Consider the following 20023-nt stretch of genomic DNA (forward strand, 5'->3'; position numbering starts at 1 on the left):
CCGGCGCCCCGGGCGGCCCCGGCACGCGACGCGGACAGCGCCGGGCCGTCGCCCTGTTCACGGTCCCGTTCTTCGCGCTCTTCACCGCCGTCACCGTCCTGCCGATGATCTACGCGGCCTGGATGAGCCTCTACCGGGAGGAGTCATCCGGCCTGGGGTTCGGCGGAACCGAGCGTGTCTTCGCCGGGTTCGGCAACTTCACCGAAGCCCTGAGCAACGAGGCGTTCCTCCGCTCGTTCGGGAACATAGCGCTCTACTGCGCCCTCTACATCCCCGCGATGGTCGGCGGCGCACTCATCCTGGCCCTGCTCGTCGACTCGACCATGGCCCGGGCCCGGCGCTTCTTCCAGATCGCCTACTTCCTGCCGCACGCGGTGCCCGGCCTGATCGCCTCGCTGATCTGGCTCTACCTCTACACACCGGGCCTCAGCCCCATCACCGACGCCCTCGACGCGCTCGGCGCCCAGTGGAACTTCTTCGGCCAGGACGAGGCGATCTTCTCGGTCGTCAACATCTCCGCGTGGCAGTGGACCGGCTACAACATGATCATCTTCTACGCGGGTCTCCAGGCCGTACCCCGCGAGGTGCTGGAAGCCGCGACCGTCGACGGAGCCGGGGCGCTGCGCACCGCCGTCCAGGTCAAGATCCCCATGATCCGGCCGACCGTCGTCCTGACCCTGCTGTTCACCTGCGTCGGCGCCATCCAGCTCTTCGACGCCCCCAAACTCGTCCAACTGCGCGCCAACACCATGGGCGAGGACTGGTCGCCGACCATGTTCATCTACACCGCGGCCTTCAAGGGCCACGACTACGGCCTGGCCGCCGCGAGCTCTCTCCTGCTCGCCGTCGTCGCCGGCCTGCTGTCCTTCGTCGTCACCAAGCTCGGCAACCGGTGGAAGGCCTCATGAGCACCCAGACAGCCACCCCCGACGCACCGCCCGCCTCCCCGCCCCGCGGCGGGGCCGGCCGCCGCTCCACCCCGAAGCCGCCCGCCCGCCGCAGCGGAGGACTCACCTCCCGCGTCATGGTGAACGCCGTGCTCGCCGTCGTCGCCGTCTACACGCTGATGCCGCTGACCTGGCTCCTCATCGCCTCCACCAAGAGCTACCGGGACCTGTTCGCCACCAACCCGTTCAGCCTCGGAGACCTCCAGTTCCTGGCGAACCTGAACGCCCTCCTCGAATACAACGACGGGGTGTTCGTCCGTTGGCTGCTCAACAGCCTCCTGTACACCGTCGTCGCCTCCGGGCTCTCCACCCTCATCTCCGTCGCCTGCGGCTACGCCTTCGACAAGTACGCCTTCCGCGGCCGGGAGAAATGGTTCGGGGTCGTCCTCGTCGGCGTCCTCATCCCCTCGACCGTCGTCCAGCTCCCGCTCTACCTGATGGCCTCCGAGCTGGGCCTCGTCAACACCTACTGGGCTGTCCTCATCCCCAGCCTCGTGAACCCGTTCGGCGTCTACCTCGCCCGCGTCTTCTCCGAGGGGTACGTGCCGGGCGAGGTCCTGGAAGCGGCCCGGATGGACGGCGCGGGCGAGGTGCGGACCTTCGTGAAGGTCGCCCTGCCGATGCTGGCCCCCGGCTTCGTGACCATCTTCCTGTTCTCCTTCACCGCGAGCTGGAACAACTTCTACGGCGCGCTCATGATGCTCAACGACGACCGGCTCTACCCGGTCAACCTGGGCCTCTACATGTGGAACCAGAACGTCTACCAGCAGCCGGAGCTCTACCCGCTCGTCATCATCGGCTCGCTCGTCGCCGTCGTCCCCCTGATCGTCGCCTTCCTCTGCCTCCAGCGCTTCTGGCGCTCGGGCCTCACCGCAGGAGCCGTCAAATGAGTCACTCCGCCACGCCCCAGCGGACCCGACCCCGCACCGTCCTGGCGATGAGTGGCGAGACCCGTGCGGCGATCCTTGACCCCGCGGCCCTGGACCGGCTCTCCCGGGTCGCCGACCTGGTCCCCGGACTCCTCGTCACCGACTTCGACGCCGACGACCCCGTCCAGCGCACCGGGCTCCACGAGGCAGAGGTCCTGTTCACCGGCTGGGGCTGCCCGGCCCTGGGCCCGGCGGCCCTGAGCGCCATGCCCCGGCTGCGCGCGGTGATCCACGCCGCCGGCTCCGTCAAACACCACATCACCCAGGACGTCTGGGACCGCGGCATCGCCGTCAGCACCGCCGCGACGGCCAACGCCTTCCCGGTCGCCGAGTACACGGTCGCGGCGATCCTCTTCGCCAACAAGAACATCCTGGAGAGCGCCCGTGTCTACCGCGAGGAACGCTCCCGGGTGAACCTCCTGGAAAGGTTCCCCGGCGTGGGCAACTACCGCCGCACCGTGGGCATCGTCGGCGCGTCCCGCATCGGACGCCGCGTCGTCGAGCTGCTGCGCCCCTACGACCTGCGCGTCCTCGTCCACGACCCGTATCTGGACGAGGCCGGCGCCCGGACCCTGGGAGTGCAGCGCGCCGACCTCGACGCCCTGGCCGCGGAGAGCGACGTCGTCAGCATCCACGCCCCCGAACTCCCGGCGACCCGCCACCTGTTCGACGCCGGACGCCTCGCCCTGATGCCGGACGGGGCGACCCTCGTCAACACCGCGCGTGGCTCCCTGGTGGACACCGACGCGCTCGTGACGGAACTGGCCGCCGGCCGGCTGAACGCCGTGCTCGACCACACGGAACCGGAGGTCCTGCCCGCCGACTCACCCCTCTACGACCTGCCGAACGTGCTCCTCACCCCGCACATCGCCGGGTCCCAGGGCGGTGAACTCCACCGGCTCGCCGACGCCGCCGTCGACGAGCTCGAACGCTACGCGCACGGCCTGCCGTTCACCCACGCGGTGGACCCCCGCACCCTGCACCAGCAGGCCTGACCCCGTACCCGTACACCCGCCCGGCCCGCCGGGACGGCCCAGGGCACGCCGGGACGCCCTCGGCGTAGTGTCACGCGGCGTGCGCCTGCCCCGGGGGCAGCACCGCTATCATCCGGGCCACCGTACGGGCCATCGCGTCCCGGCCGTCCGCCAGATAGCGGCGCGGGTCCACGCCCCGGTCGTCCTGGGCCAGCCGCTCCCGTATCGCTCCGGTCATCGCGATGTTCAGCGCGGTCCCGATGTTGACCTTGCGGATCCCGCCCGCCACGGCGCGGGCCAGCTCCTCGTCACAGGCGCCGGACGAACCGTGCAGGACCAGCGGAACCGGCACGGCCGCACGCAGCCTGCCCAGCAGGCCGTGGTCGATGACGGCGTTCCGTGAGGTCATGGCGTGCGAGGTGCCGACCGCCACGGCCAGCGCGTCGACCCCGGTGGCCGCGACGAACGACCGCGCCTCGTCGGGATCCGTACGGGCCCCGGGCGCATGGGCGTTGAGCGCCGGCTCCCCGTGCTTCCCGCCGACCTGCCCGAGCTCGGCCTCCAGCCACAGGCCCCGCTCGTGCGCCCATGCGACGGCGGCGCGGGTGGTCGTCAGGTTCTCCGCGTACGGCAGCCGGGCGGCGTCGAACATCGCCGAACTGAAACCGCAGTCCGCCGCCCTGTGCAGCAGCTCGGTCGACTGCACATGATCGAGGTGCAGGGAGACGGGCACGGCGGCCTGGTCGGCGACCTCCGCCGCGGCGCGCGCGAGCGGCCGCGGCCGGCCCCGGTGGTAGGCGACCGCGTTCTCACTGATCTGCAGGATCACCGGCGACCCCGCCGTCTCCGCGCCCTCGGCGATGGCTTCCGCGTGTTCCAGGGTGATGACGTTGAACGCGGCGACCGCGCGCTGCTGCGCGGTGGCCTCGGCGATCAGATCGCCGGTGGCGGCGATGGGCATGGCGACTCCGGGATGAGGGACTGTCGGGCGGGGGAGGGGATGGCCTGGCCGTCAGGCCGTGCTGCTGAGGATGACCGAGCGGGTGAGGTGGCGCGGCCGGTCCGGGTCGAGGCCGCGGGCGTTCGCGATGGCCAGCGCCAGACGCTGCACCCGGACCAGCTCCGCCAGCGGGTCGAGGCCGCCGGCCACCCACCGGGCGCCGGTCGCGTGGACCTCGTCCATCAGCCCGGCCGGGGCCTCGCCGAGCATCCAGGTCGCGGTGGAGCGGGTGGAGATGCTGATCGGGCCGTGCCGGTACTCCATCGCCGGGTACGCCTCGGTCCAGGCGAGCGCGGCCTCGCGCATCTTCAGCGCCGCCTCGTTGGCGAGCCCGACGCTCCACCCCTGACCGAGGAAGGTGAACTGGCTGCACTCCACGAGTCCGGAGGGCAGCGGCTCGGCGAGCGCGACCAGGGCGTCCTCGACGACCGCGTCGGTGTGCAGGCCCAGATGGGCACGGAGCAGGGTCAGCGCCGAGGTCGCGAAGCGGGTCTGCACGACGGACTTCTCGTCGGCGAACTCGAGCACGATCGTGTCGTCGGCCATCGCCGCCATCGGGGTGTCGGGATCGCCGATGACCACCGTGCGGCGGGTCGTGCCACCGATGTGGCCGAGGAGTCCGAGCACCTCCGTCGTGGTGCCGGAGCGGCTCAGCGCCACCACCCGGTCGTAGGGCCGGCCAGCCGGGAACTCCGACGCGGCGAAGGCGTCGGTCTCGCCCTGGCCACTGCCTTCCCGAAGTGCCGCGTAGGCCTGGGCCATGAAGTACGACGTACCGCAGCCGATCACGGCGATGCGCTCGCCGGCCGCCGGAAGCCGGTGGGCGAGGCCGTTCGCCATACCGGCGGCCACCTGCCAGCAGTCGGGCTGGCTGGCCAGCTCCTGAGCCACGTGCGTCATCTGTGCTCCCTGTTCCCGGTCCCGGCGATTGATGCTCGAAACTGCATATTAAGCAAGCATTTCAAACAATAACAAGCAGGCGTGTGCAGGGTTCGTGCGTCGGGCGCGGCCTGCTCCCCTGTCCGCCGGGCCGGAGCGCCACGGTTCGGGTGCCGCACCCGGGCCGCCCGGGCACCGCTTCGCGGTAGCGCATTCCGCCCCGTGTCGATGGATAGGGTGGCTGCGCTTCGCGAGATCTGCGGAATGTTTCGAGGTAGGGGGTCGGGTTCATGGGTTCGCTGTCGGGGAAGGTCGCATTGGTCACCGGTGCCAGCCGCGGCATCGGCCGGGCGATTGCCCAGCGGCTTGCGCGGGACGGTGCCTTGGTCGCCGTTCACTACGGTGCGCGGGGCAAGGCGGCGCAGGAGGTGGTCGAGGAGATCCGGAAAGCGGGCGGACAGGCTTTCGCGGTGGGCTCCCTGCTGGGAGTGCGGGGAGACGTCGAAGTGCTGTACGAGGCCTTCGGCGCGGGGATGGCCGACCGGGGCGAGCGGCCGGTGCTGGACATTCTGGTCAACAACGCCGGGGTGAGCGGATCCGGGCGAATAAGCGACGCCTCACCGGACGTTTTCGACCGGCTGTTCGCGGTGAACGTGAAAGCACCGCTGTTCCTTATCCAGCAGGGTTTGACCCTGATGCGGGACGAAGGGCGGATTGTCAACATCTCGTCGGCCGCCGCGCACCGGTCGTTTCCGGAGTCGGTGACTTATGCCATGACCAAGGGCGCGGTGGAGACGCTGACGCTTGCTGTGGCAAAGGAAGTGGCGGAGCGAGGCATTACGGCGAACACCGTGGTGCCCGGTTTCGTGGAGACCGACATGAACGCCCGGCGACGCGAGACGCCCGGGGCCGCGGCGGCCCTGGCGGCGCACTCGGTGTTCGGCCGCATGGGCCAGCCGGCCGATATCGCCGACGTCGTGGCGTTCCTCGCCTCGGAGGACGCACGCTGGGTCACCGGCCAGAGCATCGACGCCACGGGTGGCATCGGCCTCTGAGAAGCCGACGGGTGTGTGGCGCGGGGCGACCGGTCTCCCCGCGCCACACACCTCCCTCACGTCCTCATGCCCCTCGCGGCCCTTGTGTCCTCATGTTGTTCATGAGCTCGTGAGCAGTGACTCCCAAGCGGTCGCGGTGTCAGGGCGACGGGCCAACAGAGCCGCGCCCGCCCGGCCCGCCGCACCCGACTCCGGCACGCCGAGCCGCAGCTGTGCCGCCCTCAGGAGCGCCGTCCGCTCCGGGTCCGTGGGGCGCGACCGGGCGACGGCCGAATCAGCCGGGCCCGATCGGCGGCCCGAGGACAGCGCCAGGCTCTCCGTGCGCTGAACAGGAAGCCCAGCATCGTCGCCACCTGCCCCGCGGTCACGTCCTCGTCCGCGAACGCCGTCGGCAGCAAGGTTCCCGGACGTCCGGCGCCCGGACGTCCGGCACGAGGAAACGGTCATGAACTCCAGGGGTGTCGCGTGAGCATGTCCGGGTCGATGGTGCGGGTGAGGAGGTGAAGGGGCGCGGCGCGGGTGCCGGTCGCCTCCGCCGCTTCCCAGTAGGCCAAGCCGGTGGCCGCGTCGACCGGACCGTGAACGAGCGGCACTTCGGCCCCCGAGGCATGGAGCAAGGACTCCAGCCGGCAGGACGCGATGGTGTCCGGCACCATCGGCTGCGCGAGATATCCGGCCACCGCGGCGGCCGACAGCCCCTCGGCCACCTGCCGTTCCGTGGGGCCGGCACTCAACAGCCCACCACCGACGACCAGGACGTCCTTCGCCCGGTCCATCCGGCCGATGGCACGAGACGTGTCGAAGCAGTGCGGGAAAGAGTCGTCGACCACCGTCGTACCCGGTGCGAGCCGGTCGACGTCCAGGAGCGTACCGCCGCCGCTGACCGCCGCGACGATCAGCCGGGCCCCGTACACGGCGTCGGGCAGCCCCTGGTGCGATTCGACCACCTCCACGACCTCGGCGAGGCCGCGTTCCAGGAGGCTTTCGGCCAGTTCCTTCAGGCGCGGCCCACTGCCCGGCACGTCACAGAGCAGCAGCCGGGCGGGCGGCCGCTGGGCCCGGGTGAGCAGCAACTCCAGCGAGGAGCAGCCGATCGAACCGAGCCCCACGAACGCGACGGTGAGAGAGCCCAGTTCCTGCCGGGTCGCGTCGAGAGCGGCGTGCACGGTCCTGACGACGGACGCGACGGTCGCCGCGTGACCGGTGGATACGGCAGGGGCGGGAGGGAGAACAGACACGGCGGGGACGGTTTCGGTCGCGTCGACGGCCCGCAGGACGTCGAAGCCGTAACCGGTGAGCGACGGGATCATGCCGGCCAGGGACACGGCTCGCGCACCCAGGGACGAGGCGAGCTCGACTCCCCGAGTGGTGTGCCCGAGGAGGTGGTCGCCGGGGGCGAGTTCGTCCGCGAACAGCGGGATGCACACGAAGCCCGAACGGCCCAGTGGCGTGCGCAGCGTCTCCAGGAGCCGCGGCTGCCCGTCGGGGAACAGCAGGGTCCGCAACTCCTCGCGTGGCAGCGCCGCCTCCGGCAGACCCGCCAGCCGGGCGAGGTCGGCCGGGGACGGCAGATAGCCGACGAGCGCGGCGTCCATCCGCTGGTCATGGCCGGAGCCGCCCGGCTGGTCGAGGCGGCCGGGACCGGGCACCGTCGAGGCCGCCGCCCGCACGAGACCGTCACGTACCGAGTCCGCGAACGCGGCCAGTGCCCGCGGGGTGAACGCCCTCGCCGCCGCACGGACGGTGATCCGCAGCCGCCCGCCGTCCGGACGTGCCGCGAGGAACACATCGGTGCTGGCCGGAGGCGGCGTGTACGCGTTGTCGCCGTCCTCCCGGGTGACCGTCAGCGCCCCGCCGCTCTCCGGGCCGAGGGCGGAGAAGTCCAGATAGGTGAAGAAGAACTGCGAGGTCACGGGCAGCCCGTTGGGTAGCGGCGGCACGGCCCCCTCGTACGTCTGCGCTGCGGCGGCCTCGGCCGCGACACGCCGTACATCGTCCTCAAAACGCGCGTCGTCGGGCCGGCCGGGTCCCCCTAGCCGTCTCCCGGACGCCGGACCGGCCGGCCGCAGGGGAACTGCTCTGGCGAAGGGACCGAACACCCGGTGTGCGTCGGGCAGGGCCTGGTCCCGGCCGCTCACCGCGAGACCGAGCAGCAGATCCGCCCGGCCGGTGGCCGCTACCAGCGCCCGGTAGTAGGCGGCGAGCACCGGGGTGTAGAGGGTGGAGCCCGTGCGCGCGGCGAGGCTGCGCAGCGCCGCCACCCGGCCGGAGTCGACCGTGAACCCGTGGGTGTGGAAGAGCGGGCGCGCGCTCGTGCCCGCAGGCGTGCCGGTACTCGTACCGGCACGGAGTACGGGCTGCCGGTAGGGCGCGCTCAACCGTGCCCACCGGCCCTCGCCGGGCGGCCTGAGGGAGCCCGCACCGGGGGCCGTCGTGGTGGCGGCGTCCGTGCGCTCGGCGAGCTGGACGGCGTGATCGCGGAAGGTGCTCCGCAGCGGGGCCGGCGCCGGTTCTTCGCCGCGGGACAGCGCCTCGTACACGGTCGTCAGCTCCTGTACCAGGAGGGCCGCGCTGTAACCGTCGCCGATGATGTGGTGGGCGTGTGCCACCAGGACGTGTTCATCGGGTGCGACGGTGAGTACCCGCAGGCGCAGCAGGGGCCACGCCCAGGGCTCGAATCGGCGTGCCCGTTCGGCGGCGACGCGTTCTTCCACCTGATCCGGTCCGGTGAGGGTCTCGAAGTCGACCGGCAGATGCAGGGAGGGCGGCAGCTCCTGCTGGACGGCCGGACGCGCCCCGGCGGGGAAGACGGTGCGCAGCATCGGATGGCGTCCGACGAGTGTGTCCACCGCGCTCTGGAAGCGGGCGGGGTCGAGGGGGCCGTGCAGCCGCAGCCGCGTGAGCCCGGACGATGTCGCGCCTGGTGCCATGGCTTCGGCCAGCAGGAAGCCCCGCTGGGTGGGGGTGAGTGGGAAGGGCGCGGGACTCGCTGCCGGATCGAGGGGCCGGGGGCGGGCGGCGGCCGCATCGCGTACCCGCGCCGGCACGTTCGCCGCGCCGTCGGAGCCCGCGTCCACCGCGCCCGCCAGGGCCGCGAGCGTACGGTGACGGTAAATTACGGTCGGCCGGGGGAGCGGCCCGCCCTGCTTCTCCAGCCGGGCGAACACCTCCAGCACGAGCAGGGAGTCGCCGCCGAGGGCGAAGAAGTCGTCCTCACGGCACACTTCGTCGACCCGGAGCAGTGCGGACCAGATGGCGGCCAGCCGGACCTCGGTCGGAGTGCGGGGCGGTGTACGGACGGCGCCCGTACGCGCGCCGGTCAGGGCGTCCGTGCCCGCCCCGGGTAGGACGGTCGCCTCCTGGAGGTCCGGCAGCGCACGGCGGTCGATCTTGCCCGTGCTCGTGAGCGGCATCCTGCCGACACGGGTGATCGTCGACGGAAGCATGTACGGAGGCAGTGACTCCGCCAGATGGAGCCGCAGCGCCACGGAGTCCGCACCGGACGGACCGGGCCCGGGGGTCACGAAGGCGGTCAGGCGTCCGTCCTGGGCGAGGACGACGGCATGGGTGACGTCCGGGTGGGTCTCGAGCAGCGCCTCGATCTCGCCCGGCTCGACCCGGTTGCCCCGGATCTTCACCTGGTCGTCCAGCCGCCCGAGGAACTCCAGGGTGCCGTCCTCGGTACACCGCACCCGGTCGCCGCTGCGGTACCAGCGCCGCCCGCGCCGGACCGTGAACGCGGCCTCGGTCAGGGCGGGTTCGCCGAGATACCCCGGTGTCAGGCCGATTCCGGAGATGAGGAGCTCACCGGCCTCGCCGGGCCGCAGGCGCTCCCCGTCGGGGCCGACGACCTGCACCTCCGTGCCCGAGACCGGGCGGCCGATGGGCAGTCGCCGCACCTGGTCGCCGGGGCGGGCGCGGATGATGTGGCAGCTCGTGTTGATGGTCGCCTCGGTCGGGCCGTACAGGTTGGCGATGAGCTGGCCGTCGCCGAAGAGGTCGAACCAGCGGCGCACGTGGGCGGGTGACAGGGCCTCGCCGCCGACATGGATCCACCGGAGCGCGGACAGGTCCGGCCGGGGTGCGCCGTGCCGTACCCGTTCCTCGGAAGCGCTGAGGAGTTGTTCCCAGAGCGTGGGTACGGAGCTCCAGACGGTGATGCGGCTGCTTTCGACGTACGTCAGCAGCCGGTCGGGATCGCGCAGCAGGTCCCAGGCCACCGTGACCACGGTGGCGCCGACGAGCAGCGGGGCGAGGAGCTGGCGGACGGAGGCGTCGAAGCAGGGAGACGCGGTCTGGGCGAGCCGGTCGTGCGCGTCGTATCCGAAGGCGCCGATCGCCCAGTCGAGGTAGTTCTCCATCGACCGGTGGGTGATGGGCACGGCCTTGGGCCGGCCGGTGGATCCGGAAGTGAAGATCACATAGGCGGTCTCACCCGCGTCGACCGGGCCGTCGGGTGCGGGGGCCCCGCCCGGGGCCGGGACGGAACCGGACGCCCGGGCCGCGCCCGCGGCAGAACCTTGCCGCGCATCCCACGTGAGCGGCGCGGAAGCGTCGACGGACACCAGGGTGACGTCGCCGAGCGTTTCGCCCACCGCCTGGGTGGCGGCGTGACACAGCACCGCACGGGTCCCCGAGCGCGTGAGCTGGTCCACCAGCCGCGCGGTCGGGTGGCCGGCGTCCAGTGGAACCCAGCCCGCTCCGGCGCGCAGGGCCGCGACGACCGAGACGACGGTGTCCGCGCCGGGCTCGGTGAGCAGGCCGACGAGGCTTCCCGGGGTGACGCCGCGGGCCAGGAGCGAGGCCGCGAGGGCGTGGGAGGCGCGGTCGAGTTGGGCGTACGTGAGGGTGGCGTCGCCGGTGTCGACGGCGACCGCGTCCGGGGTGGCCCGGAACCGGTCGACCAGCCGACGCACGATGGTGGCGGACCAGGTGTCCCGGCGTGGCGTGGCCTCCGCGACAGCCGGTGCGGCGGAAGCGGGCTCGCTCCGTACGGTTCCGGCAGCGGGAAGGGGCCGGACCAGGGGAAGATCCGGGGCGTCGGGCAGAGGCCGGACGAGAGCGCCCAGTTCGTCGTGGAAGTCGCGGTCCAGGCGGGCCACCGTCGCCGGGGCGAAGAGCCGGACGGGGAAGTTCCACGAGAAGCGCAGGACCGTCTGGTCCCGCCAGCACAGCAGGCTCAGGTGTGTCGCGGCGGTGGCGGTGCCGGCGGCGGTCGGCCGCACGCTCACCGGACAACGCTCGTCGAGGGCTGCGGGGAAGCGCGAGAAGCTGAAGCCGGCCGGGCTCACCGTCCGGGGTGCGGCCCCGGACGGGTCCGTCGGCAGCAGCCGTGCCAGGTCGAGGCCGGTGGGGCTCGCGTGCTGCTCGCTCTCCAGCCAGATTCCCGCCAGCCGCTCGGCCAGCGCCTCGACCGGCTCGTCCGGGGCCGTCCCGCACAGCAGGGGGAGGGTGTCGGCGAGCGGACCCACGAGCCGGTCCAGACCCGCCAGCCGTCCGTCCCTGCGGGCGCGGGCGACGTTCACCGCGATGTCCCGCTGTCCACTCCACCGGGCGAGACAGCGCACGTGCACGGCGAGCAGCAGATGGAACAGGCTCACCCCGTGAGCCGCGGCCCGCTTCTCCAACGCGGCGGTCAGCACCGCGTCGAGGGCGCTCTGCCGTGTGGCCAGGGGAGCCATCGAGAGGGCGGACGGATCACCGTCGTACGGCAGGCGCAGCGGCTCGCCCCGGGTGGCCAGCCGCTCCGACCAGTACCGCAGGTCGAAGGCGAGGGCCTTCGCGCCGTTCGTGGAGGACCGCTCATCGGCGGCAGCGGCCGCGTACCGTGCGAAGTCGGTGCCGAGTGCGGGCAGCGTAGGTGCGTGCCCGTGCCCGTACTCGTGGGCGAGGGCGGTGTAGAGCGACCAGAGTTCCCCGGCTAGGACGTTGAGGCTGTATCCGTCACCGGCCGCATGGTGGATCACCAGTACCAGATGGGACAGCTCCGGGCTCTCCCGGGCGAGGACGGCGCGTACGGGAGGTTCGGCGGAGAGGTCGAACGGCCGGTTGCACAGGGCTATTTCGAGCTCCTCGATATGCCCGGACAGCTCGTGTGCCTCGTACCAGGCGGAGAGATCGACGGGCGGTGCGACGTACTGCCGCGGTGTCGCCGAGCCGATCCCGTCCGGGGTGGTCCCGATGCTCTCGACGCGGATCCGCAGCATGGCGTGCCGGTCGGCGAGAGCGGCGAGCGCCCGGCCCAGGAGCCGGGTGTCCAGGGGGCCTTGGACGGTCTGGCGGACGTAACCGTGAGCCGGTACCTCCGGGTGGAGCCGGCTGCTGGTGTACAGGGCCCGTTGGACGGGGGTGAGCGGGAAGGGCACCCCGTCCGGCACAGGAGCGGGCGCAGGAGCCGGGGCGGGTGAGAGGGAGGAGGGTGCGGACGTCGGACAGGGGGAGGGCGTTGTGTCGAGGTGCGCGGCCAGTTCGGCGACGGTCCGGTACTCGAAGAGGAGCGTGGCGGGCAGGGGCCTGCCCAGCTCCCGTTCGAGCTGCCTGACGAGGTCGACGGCGGAGAGCGAGTCGAGGCCGAGGGTGAGAATCGGCTCGTCGTCGGGGATCCCGGCGGGAGGCGGACGCAGCGCCGAAGCCAGCAGCTGGCGAAGCAACGCGGCGGTACCGGTACGGGATCGGGCCGCCGGGTTCGTGCTCCAGCTCACGCTCGCGTCAGTGGAGGTGTCTGTGTCGGTGCCGGGTGCCTGGCCCGGGGCCGCCGGTTGCGTACCGGATCCCGTTCTCGGTTCCGTTCCCGTGGCTGCCGCCGTCGCGGTCGGGGGCGTCACGACCGCAGGTCGCGGGGACGGAGTGAGGTCGGCGAGCAGCAGCTGAGCCGCGTCGACGCCGCATGCCGTACGGAGCGCCGCCAGTGCGGGAGCGGGGGCGACGGGCCGGCCCCCGGCGCTCCGTACAGGGGTGGATTCCCCGTCCGGCCCGGTGCCGAGGGCCGCTGTCATCCCCGTCCCGGCGAACGCGGCGAGGTTCACCGACTGCCAGGGCCGGCCCGCGTGTCGTTCCGACGCGGCGAACGCGTCGAGGAAGGCGTTGGCGCCGGCGTAGTCGCCCAGCGCGCCCGCCAGGCCGGGCAGCACGGCACTGACGGAGGAGAACGCGATGCGGACCGCCGGGTCGAGCCCGTGCCGGCGCAGGGCCAGCGAGAGCAGCAGAGTGCCCCGGATCTTGGCGGCCAGGACGTCCGCCGTCTCCTCCGCGCGCCTGTTCCGCAGGGTGCCGGGCCGCACAACCCCTGCGGCGTGGAAGAGGGCGTCGAGGCGGGGCAGTCCGGCGAGGAGCGCGTCGACATCCCGCTCCACCGAGACGTCGGCCACGCGGTAGTGGACGGTGGCGCCCAGCGAGCGGAGTTCCTCGGCCAGCCCCTCGGGCGGTCGCGGGGAGCGTCCGGCGAGCACGAGGGTCGGGCGTCCCCGGCCGGCGAGGTCCCGGGCGAGAGCGGCTCCGATTCCGCCGCCGCCCCCGGTGATGAGGAAGGTGCCATCGGGCGGCAGCGGTGACCGTGCCGCCCCGGTCGGTGGTGTGTCGCCCCGTGTCAGCGGCACGAAGCGACGGGTGAGCCTGCGCCCCGCGCGCCAGGCGACGGTGGCGGCCCTGCCCGGAGTGCCGTCCGACTCCAGCTCGGCCAGTACGGCCGCCAGGTGCTGGGACGGGGTGTCCAGCGAACAGAGGTCGACGGCAGTGGCCGTAGCGCCCGGAGTCTCCTGTGGCAGAGCCAGCAGGAGTCCGCCGAGGACGGCGTGGGCCGGCCGTGGCCTCTCCCGAACGGCCCCCGTGACGTGCATGTCCTCGGTCACCACCAGCAGCCGGTCCGCACCCGTCTCGTCCAATCGTGCGAGTGCCTCGTCAAAGGAGGCGAGCGCGGCGTCCTGGGCCCGGCCGAGCGCGTTGCCGGTGTCCTGACCGGGAGCGGGCCCGGCCACCAGGACCACGGCGTCCGGCGGCCCGTCGCCCGGTTCGTACATCCGGACGCCCTTGGGAGCGAGCTGCGAGGCGAGCCGGTCGATGAACGTGGAATCGGGCCCTGTCAGCAGCACCGAACGCACCGCCCCCGCCGCCTTTCCGGGCAGCGCGGCGTCCGCCCACAGGAACCGGTGCAGGAGAGGGCTCGCGGGCGGATCGGCCCAGTACCGGCTGCGCTGGAAGGGGTAGGTGGGCAGGGGAATCCGCTGGTGCTCCGCGTCGAGGGCGGTACGGTCCAGCGGCACGCCGAGCGCCCACAGGCGGCCGACGGCCTCCAGGAGCGCCCTGCGCCCGCCGTGCCCGGCACCGGGCAGCCGCTCCGCGTCCGCGCGGTCGTCCGAACGTCCCGGCAGGGCGCACAGCACCGTCGTCCGGCCGCCGGACGCGCTGGGGCCGTCGGACGTATCGGAAGTACCGGATGTGGGGGCTTCACCGACGTGTGCCATGGGTGCGTCGGCCGCGTACGCTCCCGTCGCCGCGCGGACCGCACCGGACAGGCTCGCGCCGTGGCCGACCTCCACGAAGGTGTCGTATCCCTCCCGGGCCAGACGTTCCACGGCCGACCCGAACAGCACCGGGCGCTCGGCGTGCTCGCGCAGGTACTCCGGGCCGAGGACCGGCTGCCACTCGGCGGTGACGGTACTCATGAGGGGGACGGACGGGGCCTGCGGGGCCAGCGCACGGGCCGCGTCGGCGAGCAGGTCGCCGACCGGCCGCATCAGCGGTGAGTGAAAGGCCCGGGAGACGCGCAGACGACGGGTGGGGACGCCCCGGGCGTCGAGGTCGAGGACGGCGCGCTCCACGGCGGAGACGGTCCCGGAGAGGACCTGGAGTCCGGGACCGTTGTACGCGGCCACGGCGAGAGCCCGGTCGGACGCCGCCACCGCCGCGACGACCGCGTCCTCGCCTCCGCGGACGGCGATCATGGCGCCAGGCTCGGTGAACGTACCCATGAGACGGCCGCGTTCGGCCGCGAACCGTACCGCCTCCCGAAGGGTCAGCACTCCGCTGGCACAGCCCGAAGGGTCAGCACTCCGCTGGCACAGGCGGCGGTGATCTCCCCGACGCTGTGCCCGGCGACCGCGTCGGGCACCACGCCCCACGTACGTAGCTGGCGGGCGAGCGCCACCCCGGAGGCGACGAGAAGCGGCTGCGCCACCTCCGTCACGGCCTGCGCGGCGGCGTCCACCTCCGGATCCAGCCCCCAGTCCAGCTGGGGCCGGCCGCACACCGGGCCGAGGACGGCGGACGCCTCGTCGAACGTGTCCCGGAACACCGAAGCCGTCCGGTACAGCGCCAGGTCCTGGCCGGGTAACTGCGCTCCCTGCCCGGGAAACAGGAAGACCACGCGCGGCCGGGCACGGACGACGCTCCCGAGGCGTCCGCCCGCTTCGCCCGGCCCGGCGGCGATGGCGGCGAGCCGTTCCCGCAGATCACCGTCCGCGATGATGGCGAGCCGGTGGTGCCCCGCGTCCCGGGACGTGCTCGCGGTCCGGCAGACACTACGGTGACCTGCTCGCCCGGCTGCGCGCCGACCACCGGGGACCGGCCCACGAATACTGCCTGGACGTGCCGTTCGCCGAGACCGTGGCCCGGCACGCCCCCAACCGATGGCCGACGAGGTCGACGCGAACCACCTGCGGGACCGGTACCGCACCCGCGACGTACTGCCCGACGCCGTCGAGACCGTGATCGGCCCCGACAGCGTCCAGGACGGGACCGTCGACCGCGTCATGCTCGACACGGCCTGTTCCGGCTGCCACCGGTCGACCGCCGATGTGCCGGAGCCCGGCCGAAGGAGAGACCGGCCGGGCCGGCCTGCCCGGTCGGTCATCGGTCGGCCCGGGCAGGTGACACATCGGTGCGCTCCCGGCTACCCGCCGGTCGGCGCGGCCTGCTGCACGACCTCGAAGGACCACACGGTGGACCCACCGGCCGCGGGCTTGGGGCGCTCGCCGCTCCCGGCGTCGCCGCCCTGGTGGGCCGCCTTCATCGGCCCCTCCATCCACGCCTGGAAGGAGGCCTCGTCACTCCAGCGCTTGTAGACGAGGTAGTCGTTCTGGCCCACGTCATCACCAGCAGCCCGTGGGACGCGGCGCATGTGTGAGCCCGCCTCGCCTGGCGGATGGCCTGGCCCACTTCGAAGGCCGCACCTGGCCAGGCTGGCACCCCCCCTGTCACCCCCGTCTCCGTCGCGCACACCTTCCGCACCCTCCAGCGCATCCCCCGGTCCCCGAATGAGATGGCGCCTGCCTGCGCACCGCCACGCGCTAAGCTGCGGATTCCCCGCGGGGGAAGTCCGGTCAAAATCCGGCGCTGACCCGCAACGGTAGGCGGAACCATCGGTTCCGTGAGCCCGATCACCCGTGGGGGAGAAGGCTCCTGACAATTCGCCGTGGACTGCGAAGGGCGCTGCGCGGGCGGCCGTCGTCCCGGGCCGCTCCGCCTCGCGCAGCTGCACGGCCCGAGGCGAAAGCGACCGACCCGTGGCCACGTCGCTCGACCACATATCCTCCAAGCCGTCGCGCCCGGCGCGCGTCGGCACCGGTTCGGTGCCACCCCGGCGCGTACCTCTGCCGATCCTCCTGACCGGACTCTGCCTGGCCCTTCCCCTCTCGCTCGTCTGCGGGGCGGGACTCGGGGCCTCGGAGCTCTCCTGGGCGGAGGTGCTGCACTACCTCTGGGCGGGACTGACCGGCGGGGCCATCGGCCCCGACGAGGTCCCTGCCTACACCATCGTCTGGGAACTGCGTCTGCCACGCGCCGTGCTGGCCGCCGTCGTGGGTGCCGGTCTGTCGGCCATCGGCGTCGCCGTCCAGGCCATGGTGCGCAACGCGCTCGCCGACCCGTTCGTGCTGGGAATCTCCTCGGGCGCGGCGGTCGGCGCCAACGCGGTGCTCATCTTCGGGGTCCTGGGAGCGCTCGGCATCTGGGCCCTGTCCACGGCGGCGTTCCTCTCCGCACTGCTCGCCATGGTGTTCGTGTACGCGGTCGCCCGCACCGAACGCGGACTGACCCCGCTCCGGCTCGTCCTGACGGGGACCGCGATGTACTACGGCTTCTCGGCCGTCACCACCTTCATGGTCTTCGCGGCCGAGCGCGGGGAAGCGGCCCGATCCGCGATGATGTGGCTGCTCGGCAGCCTCAGCGGGGCCAACTGGGCTGCCGTGCCGATCGCAGCCGGGGCCGTGCTCGTCGGCCTCGCGCACCTCGGCTGGTCCGCCCGGCGCCTGAACGCCCTCGCCATGGGGGACGAGGCAGCCGCCGCACTCGGGGTCGACCCCGGGAGACTGCGCAAGGAGCTCTTCCTCGTCTCCGCGGCCGTCACCGGGGCGGTCGTCGCGGTGAGCGGCGCAATCGGCTTCGTCGGCCTGATGGTCCCGCACGCCGCACGGATGCTGGTCGGCGCCGACCACCGCCGGCTCCTGACCGTCGCCCCCCTCGCGGGAGCCGTCCTGCTGATCTGGGTGGACATCCTCTCGCGCGTGGTGCTGGCACCGGCCGAACTGCCGGTGGGCGTCCTCACCGCGGTCATCGGCGTTCCCTGCTTCATCCTGCTCATGCGCCGGCGCGCCTACTCCTTCGGAGGCATCTGATGCGGATCGACATCGACGCGCTCAGCGTCGAGATCGCCGGTGCACGTCTGGTGGACCGGGTCACCCTCGGCGCGGCCGACGGGCAGCTCGTCGGCCTGGTCGGTCCGAACGGCAGCGGGAAGTCCACGCTGCTGCGCTGTGTCTACCGGGCCCTGCGCCCCTCGGCCGGCGCCGTCAGGATCGGTGGTGAGGACCTCCACGCCCTGAGCACCAGGGAAGGCGCCCGCCGACTGGCGGCGCTTCCGCAGGACTCGGTCGCGGAGTTCGACTACACCGTGGCCGAGATCGTCGCCATGGGGCGTCTGCCGCACCAGGGGCCGGTGGCCCGGTCGACCGACGAGGACCGCCGGCTCTGCGCCGACGCCCTGGAGGGGGTCGGCGCGGGACACCTGGCCGAACGCGGCTTCCTCACCCTCTCCGGTGGCGAGAGGCAGCGCGTCCTGATCGCCCGCGCCCTCGCCCAGCAGCCCAGGGTCCTCGTCCTCGACGAGCCCACCAACCACCTGGACATCGCCCATCAGCTGGAAGTCCTCGCCCTGGTCCGGGGCAGCGGCCTGACCGTGCTCACCGCCCTGCACGACCTGAACCTCGCCGCCCTGCACTGTGACCTCGTCCACGTCATCGACAACGGCCGGATCGTCGCCTCCGGGGCTCCGCACACCGTTCTGACCGCCGAGTTGCTGGCCGACGTCTTCGGCGTACGGGCGCACCGCGTCGCACATCCCGAGACCGGTGCGCTCCAACTGCTCTTCGACCTTCCCCCTGCCCGCCCCACCTCTTGAGGAGCCTCGACCACCATGCCGAACCCCCTGCGCCCCACTGCCCTCGTTCTCGTAGCCGCCCTGGCCCTCACCGGCTGCGGAGCTGACGTCACCACACAGGCCGACGGGAAGGACGACGCCGCCGGAGCCGACCGGCACTACCCGGTGACCGTCGAGAACTGCGGTGAGAAGAAGAGCTACGACAAGGCCCCGCAGCGCGTCGTGACCAACGACGTCGGCATCACCGAGATCATGTTCGCCCTCGGGCTGGCGGACCGTATGGCCGGTTACGTGATGCCCGACGACAAGGGCGACATGACGTCCGTCCCCTGGAAGGACGGCTACACGAAGACCAAGTGGCTCTCCAAGGAGCGGATCAACAAGGAACTGGTCCTCGACGCACGCGCCGACCTGGTCTTCGCCGGCTGGAACTACGGCTTCAACGAGGGGGAGGGTTTCACTCCCGCCGGACTGAAGCGTGTGGGCGTCGACTCCTACCTGCTCAGCGAGTCGTGCCGCAACGGGCAGGGCAAGGCCCGCGGGGTCATGCCCCCACTCGAAGCGCTCTACACCGACCTGCGGAACCTCGCGAAGATCTTCGACGTCGAGGACCGGGCGGAGACTCTCATCACGGGCTTCGAGACGGAGGTCGCCGACGCCCGGGCGAAAGCGGCGAAGGGCGACGACCGCCTCCGTGTCTTCCTGTACGACGACGGGAAGGACAAGCCGCTGACCTCGGGCGCGTACGCCGGACCGCACGACATCATCACCAAGGCCGGCGGCGACCACATCATGAAGGACCTCAAGGACAGCTGGACGACGGTGGGGTGGGAGACGGTGGTCGACCGCGATCCCGAGGTCATCGTCATCAACAACTACGGGGACACCGGCGCCGACCAGAAGCGGAAGTTCCTGAAGTCCTACAAGCCGCTCGCAGGCGTGTCGGCGATCAAGAACGACCGGATCGTCGTCCTCGACTACGTGGATCTGGTCGAGAGCCCGCGCAATCCCGCCGCCGTCAGCTCACTGGCGGAGGACCTGCGGAGATTCTCCCGCTAGGGCGTGTATCGGGTCATGATCAATGTGTGGGATTCGCCCTCACGGCGAGGACGAATCCGGTAGTCAGGGGCGTATGACGCGTGCGCAACTGAGTGATGAGGAGTGGGAGTACGTCGGGCCGTACCTGCCGATCGGCGAGTACGGGCCGTATCCCGCTACTCTGCGGCAGCAGTTCGAGGGCGTGATCTGGAAGTTCCGTTCCGGGGCGCAGTGGCGGGAGATGCCCGCCGAGTTCGGCGCCTGGTCCACCGTGCACAACCGCTTCAGGCAGTGGCGCGATGCCGGGGTCTTCGAGGCTCTGCTGGAGGGCCTGTTCGCCGAGGCCGCCAAGCGGGGCCGAGTGGACTTGTCGCTGGTCAGCGTGGATTCCACCACGGTCCGAGCCCACCACGACGCGGCCGGGATGCAGCTGGACGACCAGACCCTGACCGCCCTGGAGAAGGCCGCCGCCGAACAGGAGAAGGCCCGGTTAAAGGGGGCAGCCCGGAAGGACAAGCCGGACAGAGTGCCGACCCCGCCCGCGAGGAGCGAAGACGTATCCGGCGCCGACACCGGGTCCGATTGAAGGCTGCCCTGATGGGGCGCTCGCGAGGCGGCCGGACCAGCAAGGTCCACCTCGCGGCCGACCGCCGCTGCCGCCCCCTCGCGATCATCCTGACCGCCGGACAGGCCGCCGACAGCCCCCGGTTCATCCCCGTACTGGACAAGGTCCGCGTCCGCGGCCCGGTCGGCCGGCCACGCACCCGCCCCGACGCGGTCGCGGGCGACAAGGCGTACTCCTCTCGCGGTAACCGCGCCTACCTGCGCAAA

Annotated in this window: 11 protein-coding genes, 3 pseudogenes and 1 riboswitch; of the genes and pseudogenes, 8 read left to right on the plus strand and 6 right to left on the minus strand. The window is 72.3% G+C overall.

All coding sequences use genetic code 11. From position 1 onward, the window contains the following. From B9S58_RS17240 to B9S58_RS17250, 3 genes are all read left to right on the plus strand, one after another. On the plus strand, positions 1 to 908 hold a 908-nt coding region (locus B9S58_RS17240; RefSeq protein ID WP_258044658.1), incomplete at its 5' end, for a carbohydrate ABC transporter permease. Next, positions 905 to 1837: a carbohydrate ABC transporter permease gene (locus tag B9S58_RS17245; RefSeq protein WP_103532981.1), complete on the plus strand. Its 933-nt coding sequence runs from the start codon at positions 905 to 907 to the stop codon at positions 1835 to 1837. The genes B9S58_RS17240 and B9S58_RS17245, both read left to right, overlap by 4 nt. Beyond that, a complete protein-coding gene (locus B9S58_RS17250; protein ID WP_103532982.1) occupies positions 1834 to 2871 on the plus strand; it encodes a hydroxyacid dehydrogenase in 1038 nt (345 codons plus the stop codon). The genes B9S58_RS17245 and B9S58_RS17250 overlap by 4 nt, the downstream gene beginning before the upstream one ends. A gap of 70 nt (positions 2872 to 2941) precedes the next feature. On the opposite strand, the gene B9S58_RS17255 is transcribed toward B9S58_RS17250, so the two are convergent. After that, positions 2942 to 3811 (minus strand): class II fructose-bisphosphate aldolase, encoded by an 870-nt coding sequence (locus B9S58_RS17255; protein ID WP_103532983.1) that lies wholly within the window; start codon positions 3809 to 3811, stop codon positions 2942 to 2944. 51 nt (positions 3812 to 3862) lie between these two features. After that, entirely contained in the window at positions 3863 to 4750 is an 888-nt protein-coding gene (locus B9S58_RS17260) for an SIS domain-containing protein (RefSeq protein WP_103532984.1), read from the minus strand. A 269-nt stretch (positions 4751 to 5019) separates the two neighbouring features. On the opposite strand from B9S58_RS17260, the gene B9S58_RS17265 reads away from it, so the two are divergent. Then, positions 5020 to 5784: an SDR family oxidoreductase gene (locus B9S58_RS17265; RefSeq protein ID WP_103532985.1), complete on the plus strand. Its 765-nt coding sequence runs from the start codon at positions 5020 to 5022 to the stop codon at positions 5782 to 5784. Between the two features lie 198 nt (positions 5785 to 5982). Here the strand turns inward: B9S58_RS17265 and B9S58_RS39145 are convergent. From B9S58_RS39145 to B9S58_RS17285, 4 genes and pseudogenes are all read right to left on the minus strand, one after another. Next, positions 5983 to 6185: pseudogene (locus B9S58_RS39145) on the minus strand (hypothetical protein); the annotation flags it as partial. A 42-nt stretch (positions 6186 to 6227) separates the two neighbouring features. Continuing rightward, positions 6228 to 14750: an amino acid adenylation domain-containing protein gene (locus tag B9S58_RS17275; RefSeq protein ID WP_374935688.1), complete on the minus strand. Its 8523-nt coding sequence runs from the start codon at positions 14748 to 14750 to the stop codon at positions 6228 to 6230. A 44-nt stretch (positions 14751 to 14794) separates the two neighbouring features. Then, positions 14795 to 15145 (minus strand): acyltransferase domain-containing protein, encoded by a 351-nt coding sequence (locus B9S58_RS39150; RefSeq protein ID WP_258044660.1) that lies wholly within the window; start codon positions 15143 to 15145, stop codon positions 14795 to 14797. A 525-nt stretch (positions 15146 to 15670) separates the two neighbouring features. Further along, a pseudogene (locus B9S58_RS17285) lies at positions 15671 to 15862 on the minus strand (antibiotic biosynthesis monooxygenase family protein); the annotation flags it as partial. 181 nt (positions 15863 to 16043) lie between these two features. Then, a riboswitch (cobalamin riboswitch) is annotated at positions 16044 to 16184 on the plus strand. A gap of 99 nt (positions 16185 to 16283) precedes the next feature. On the opposite strand from B9S58_RS17285, the gene B9S58_RS17290 reads away from it, so the two are divergent. The 4 genes and pseudogenes from B9S58_RS17290 to B9S58_RS17305 form a co-directional block, all read left to right on the plus strand. Beyond that, a complete protein-coding gene (locus B9S58_RS17290; protein ID WP_103532986.1) occupies positions 16284 to 17393 on the plus strand; it encodes an iron ABC transporter permease in 1110 nt (369 codons plus the stop codon). Next, positions 17393 to 18175, plus strand: coding sequence for an ABC transporter ATP-binding protein (locus B9S58_RS17295; protein WP_181009348.1), 783 nt, complete (start codon positions 17393 to 17395; stop codon positions 18173 to 18175). The genes B9S58_RS17290 and B9S58_RS17295 overlap by 1 nt, the downstream gene beginning before the upstream one ends. Positions 18176 to 18190: 15 nt before the next feature. After that, positions 18191 to 19213: an ABC transporter substrate-binding protein gene (locus B9S58_RS17300; RefSeq protein ID WP_103532987.1), complete on the plus strand. Its 1023-nt coding sequence runs from the start codon at positions 18191 to 18193 to the stop codon at positions 19211 to 19213. Between the two features lie 73 nt (positions 19214 to 19286). Then, a pseudogene (locus B9S58_RS17305) lies at positions 19287 to 20023 on the plus strand (IS5 family transposase); the annotation flags it as partial.

Source organism: Streptomyces sp. SM11, assembly GCF_002910905.1.
Classification (GTDB): domain Bacteria; phylum Actinomycetota; class Actinomycetes; order Streptomycetales; family Streptomycetaceae; genus Streptomyces.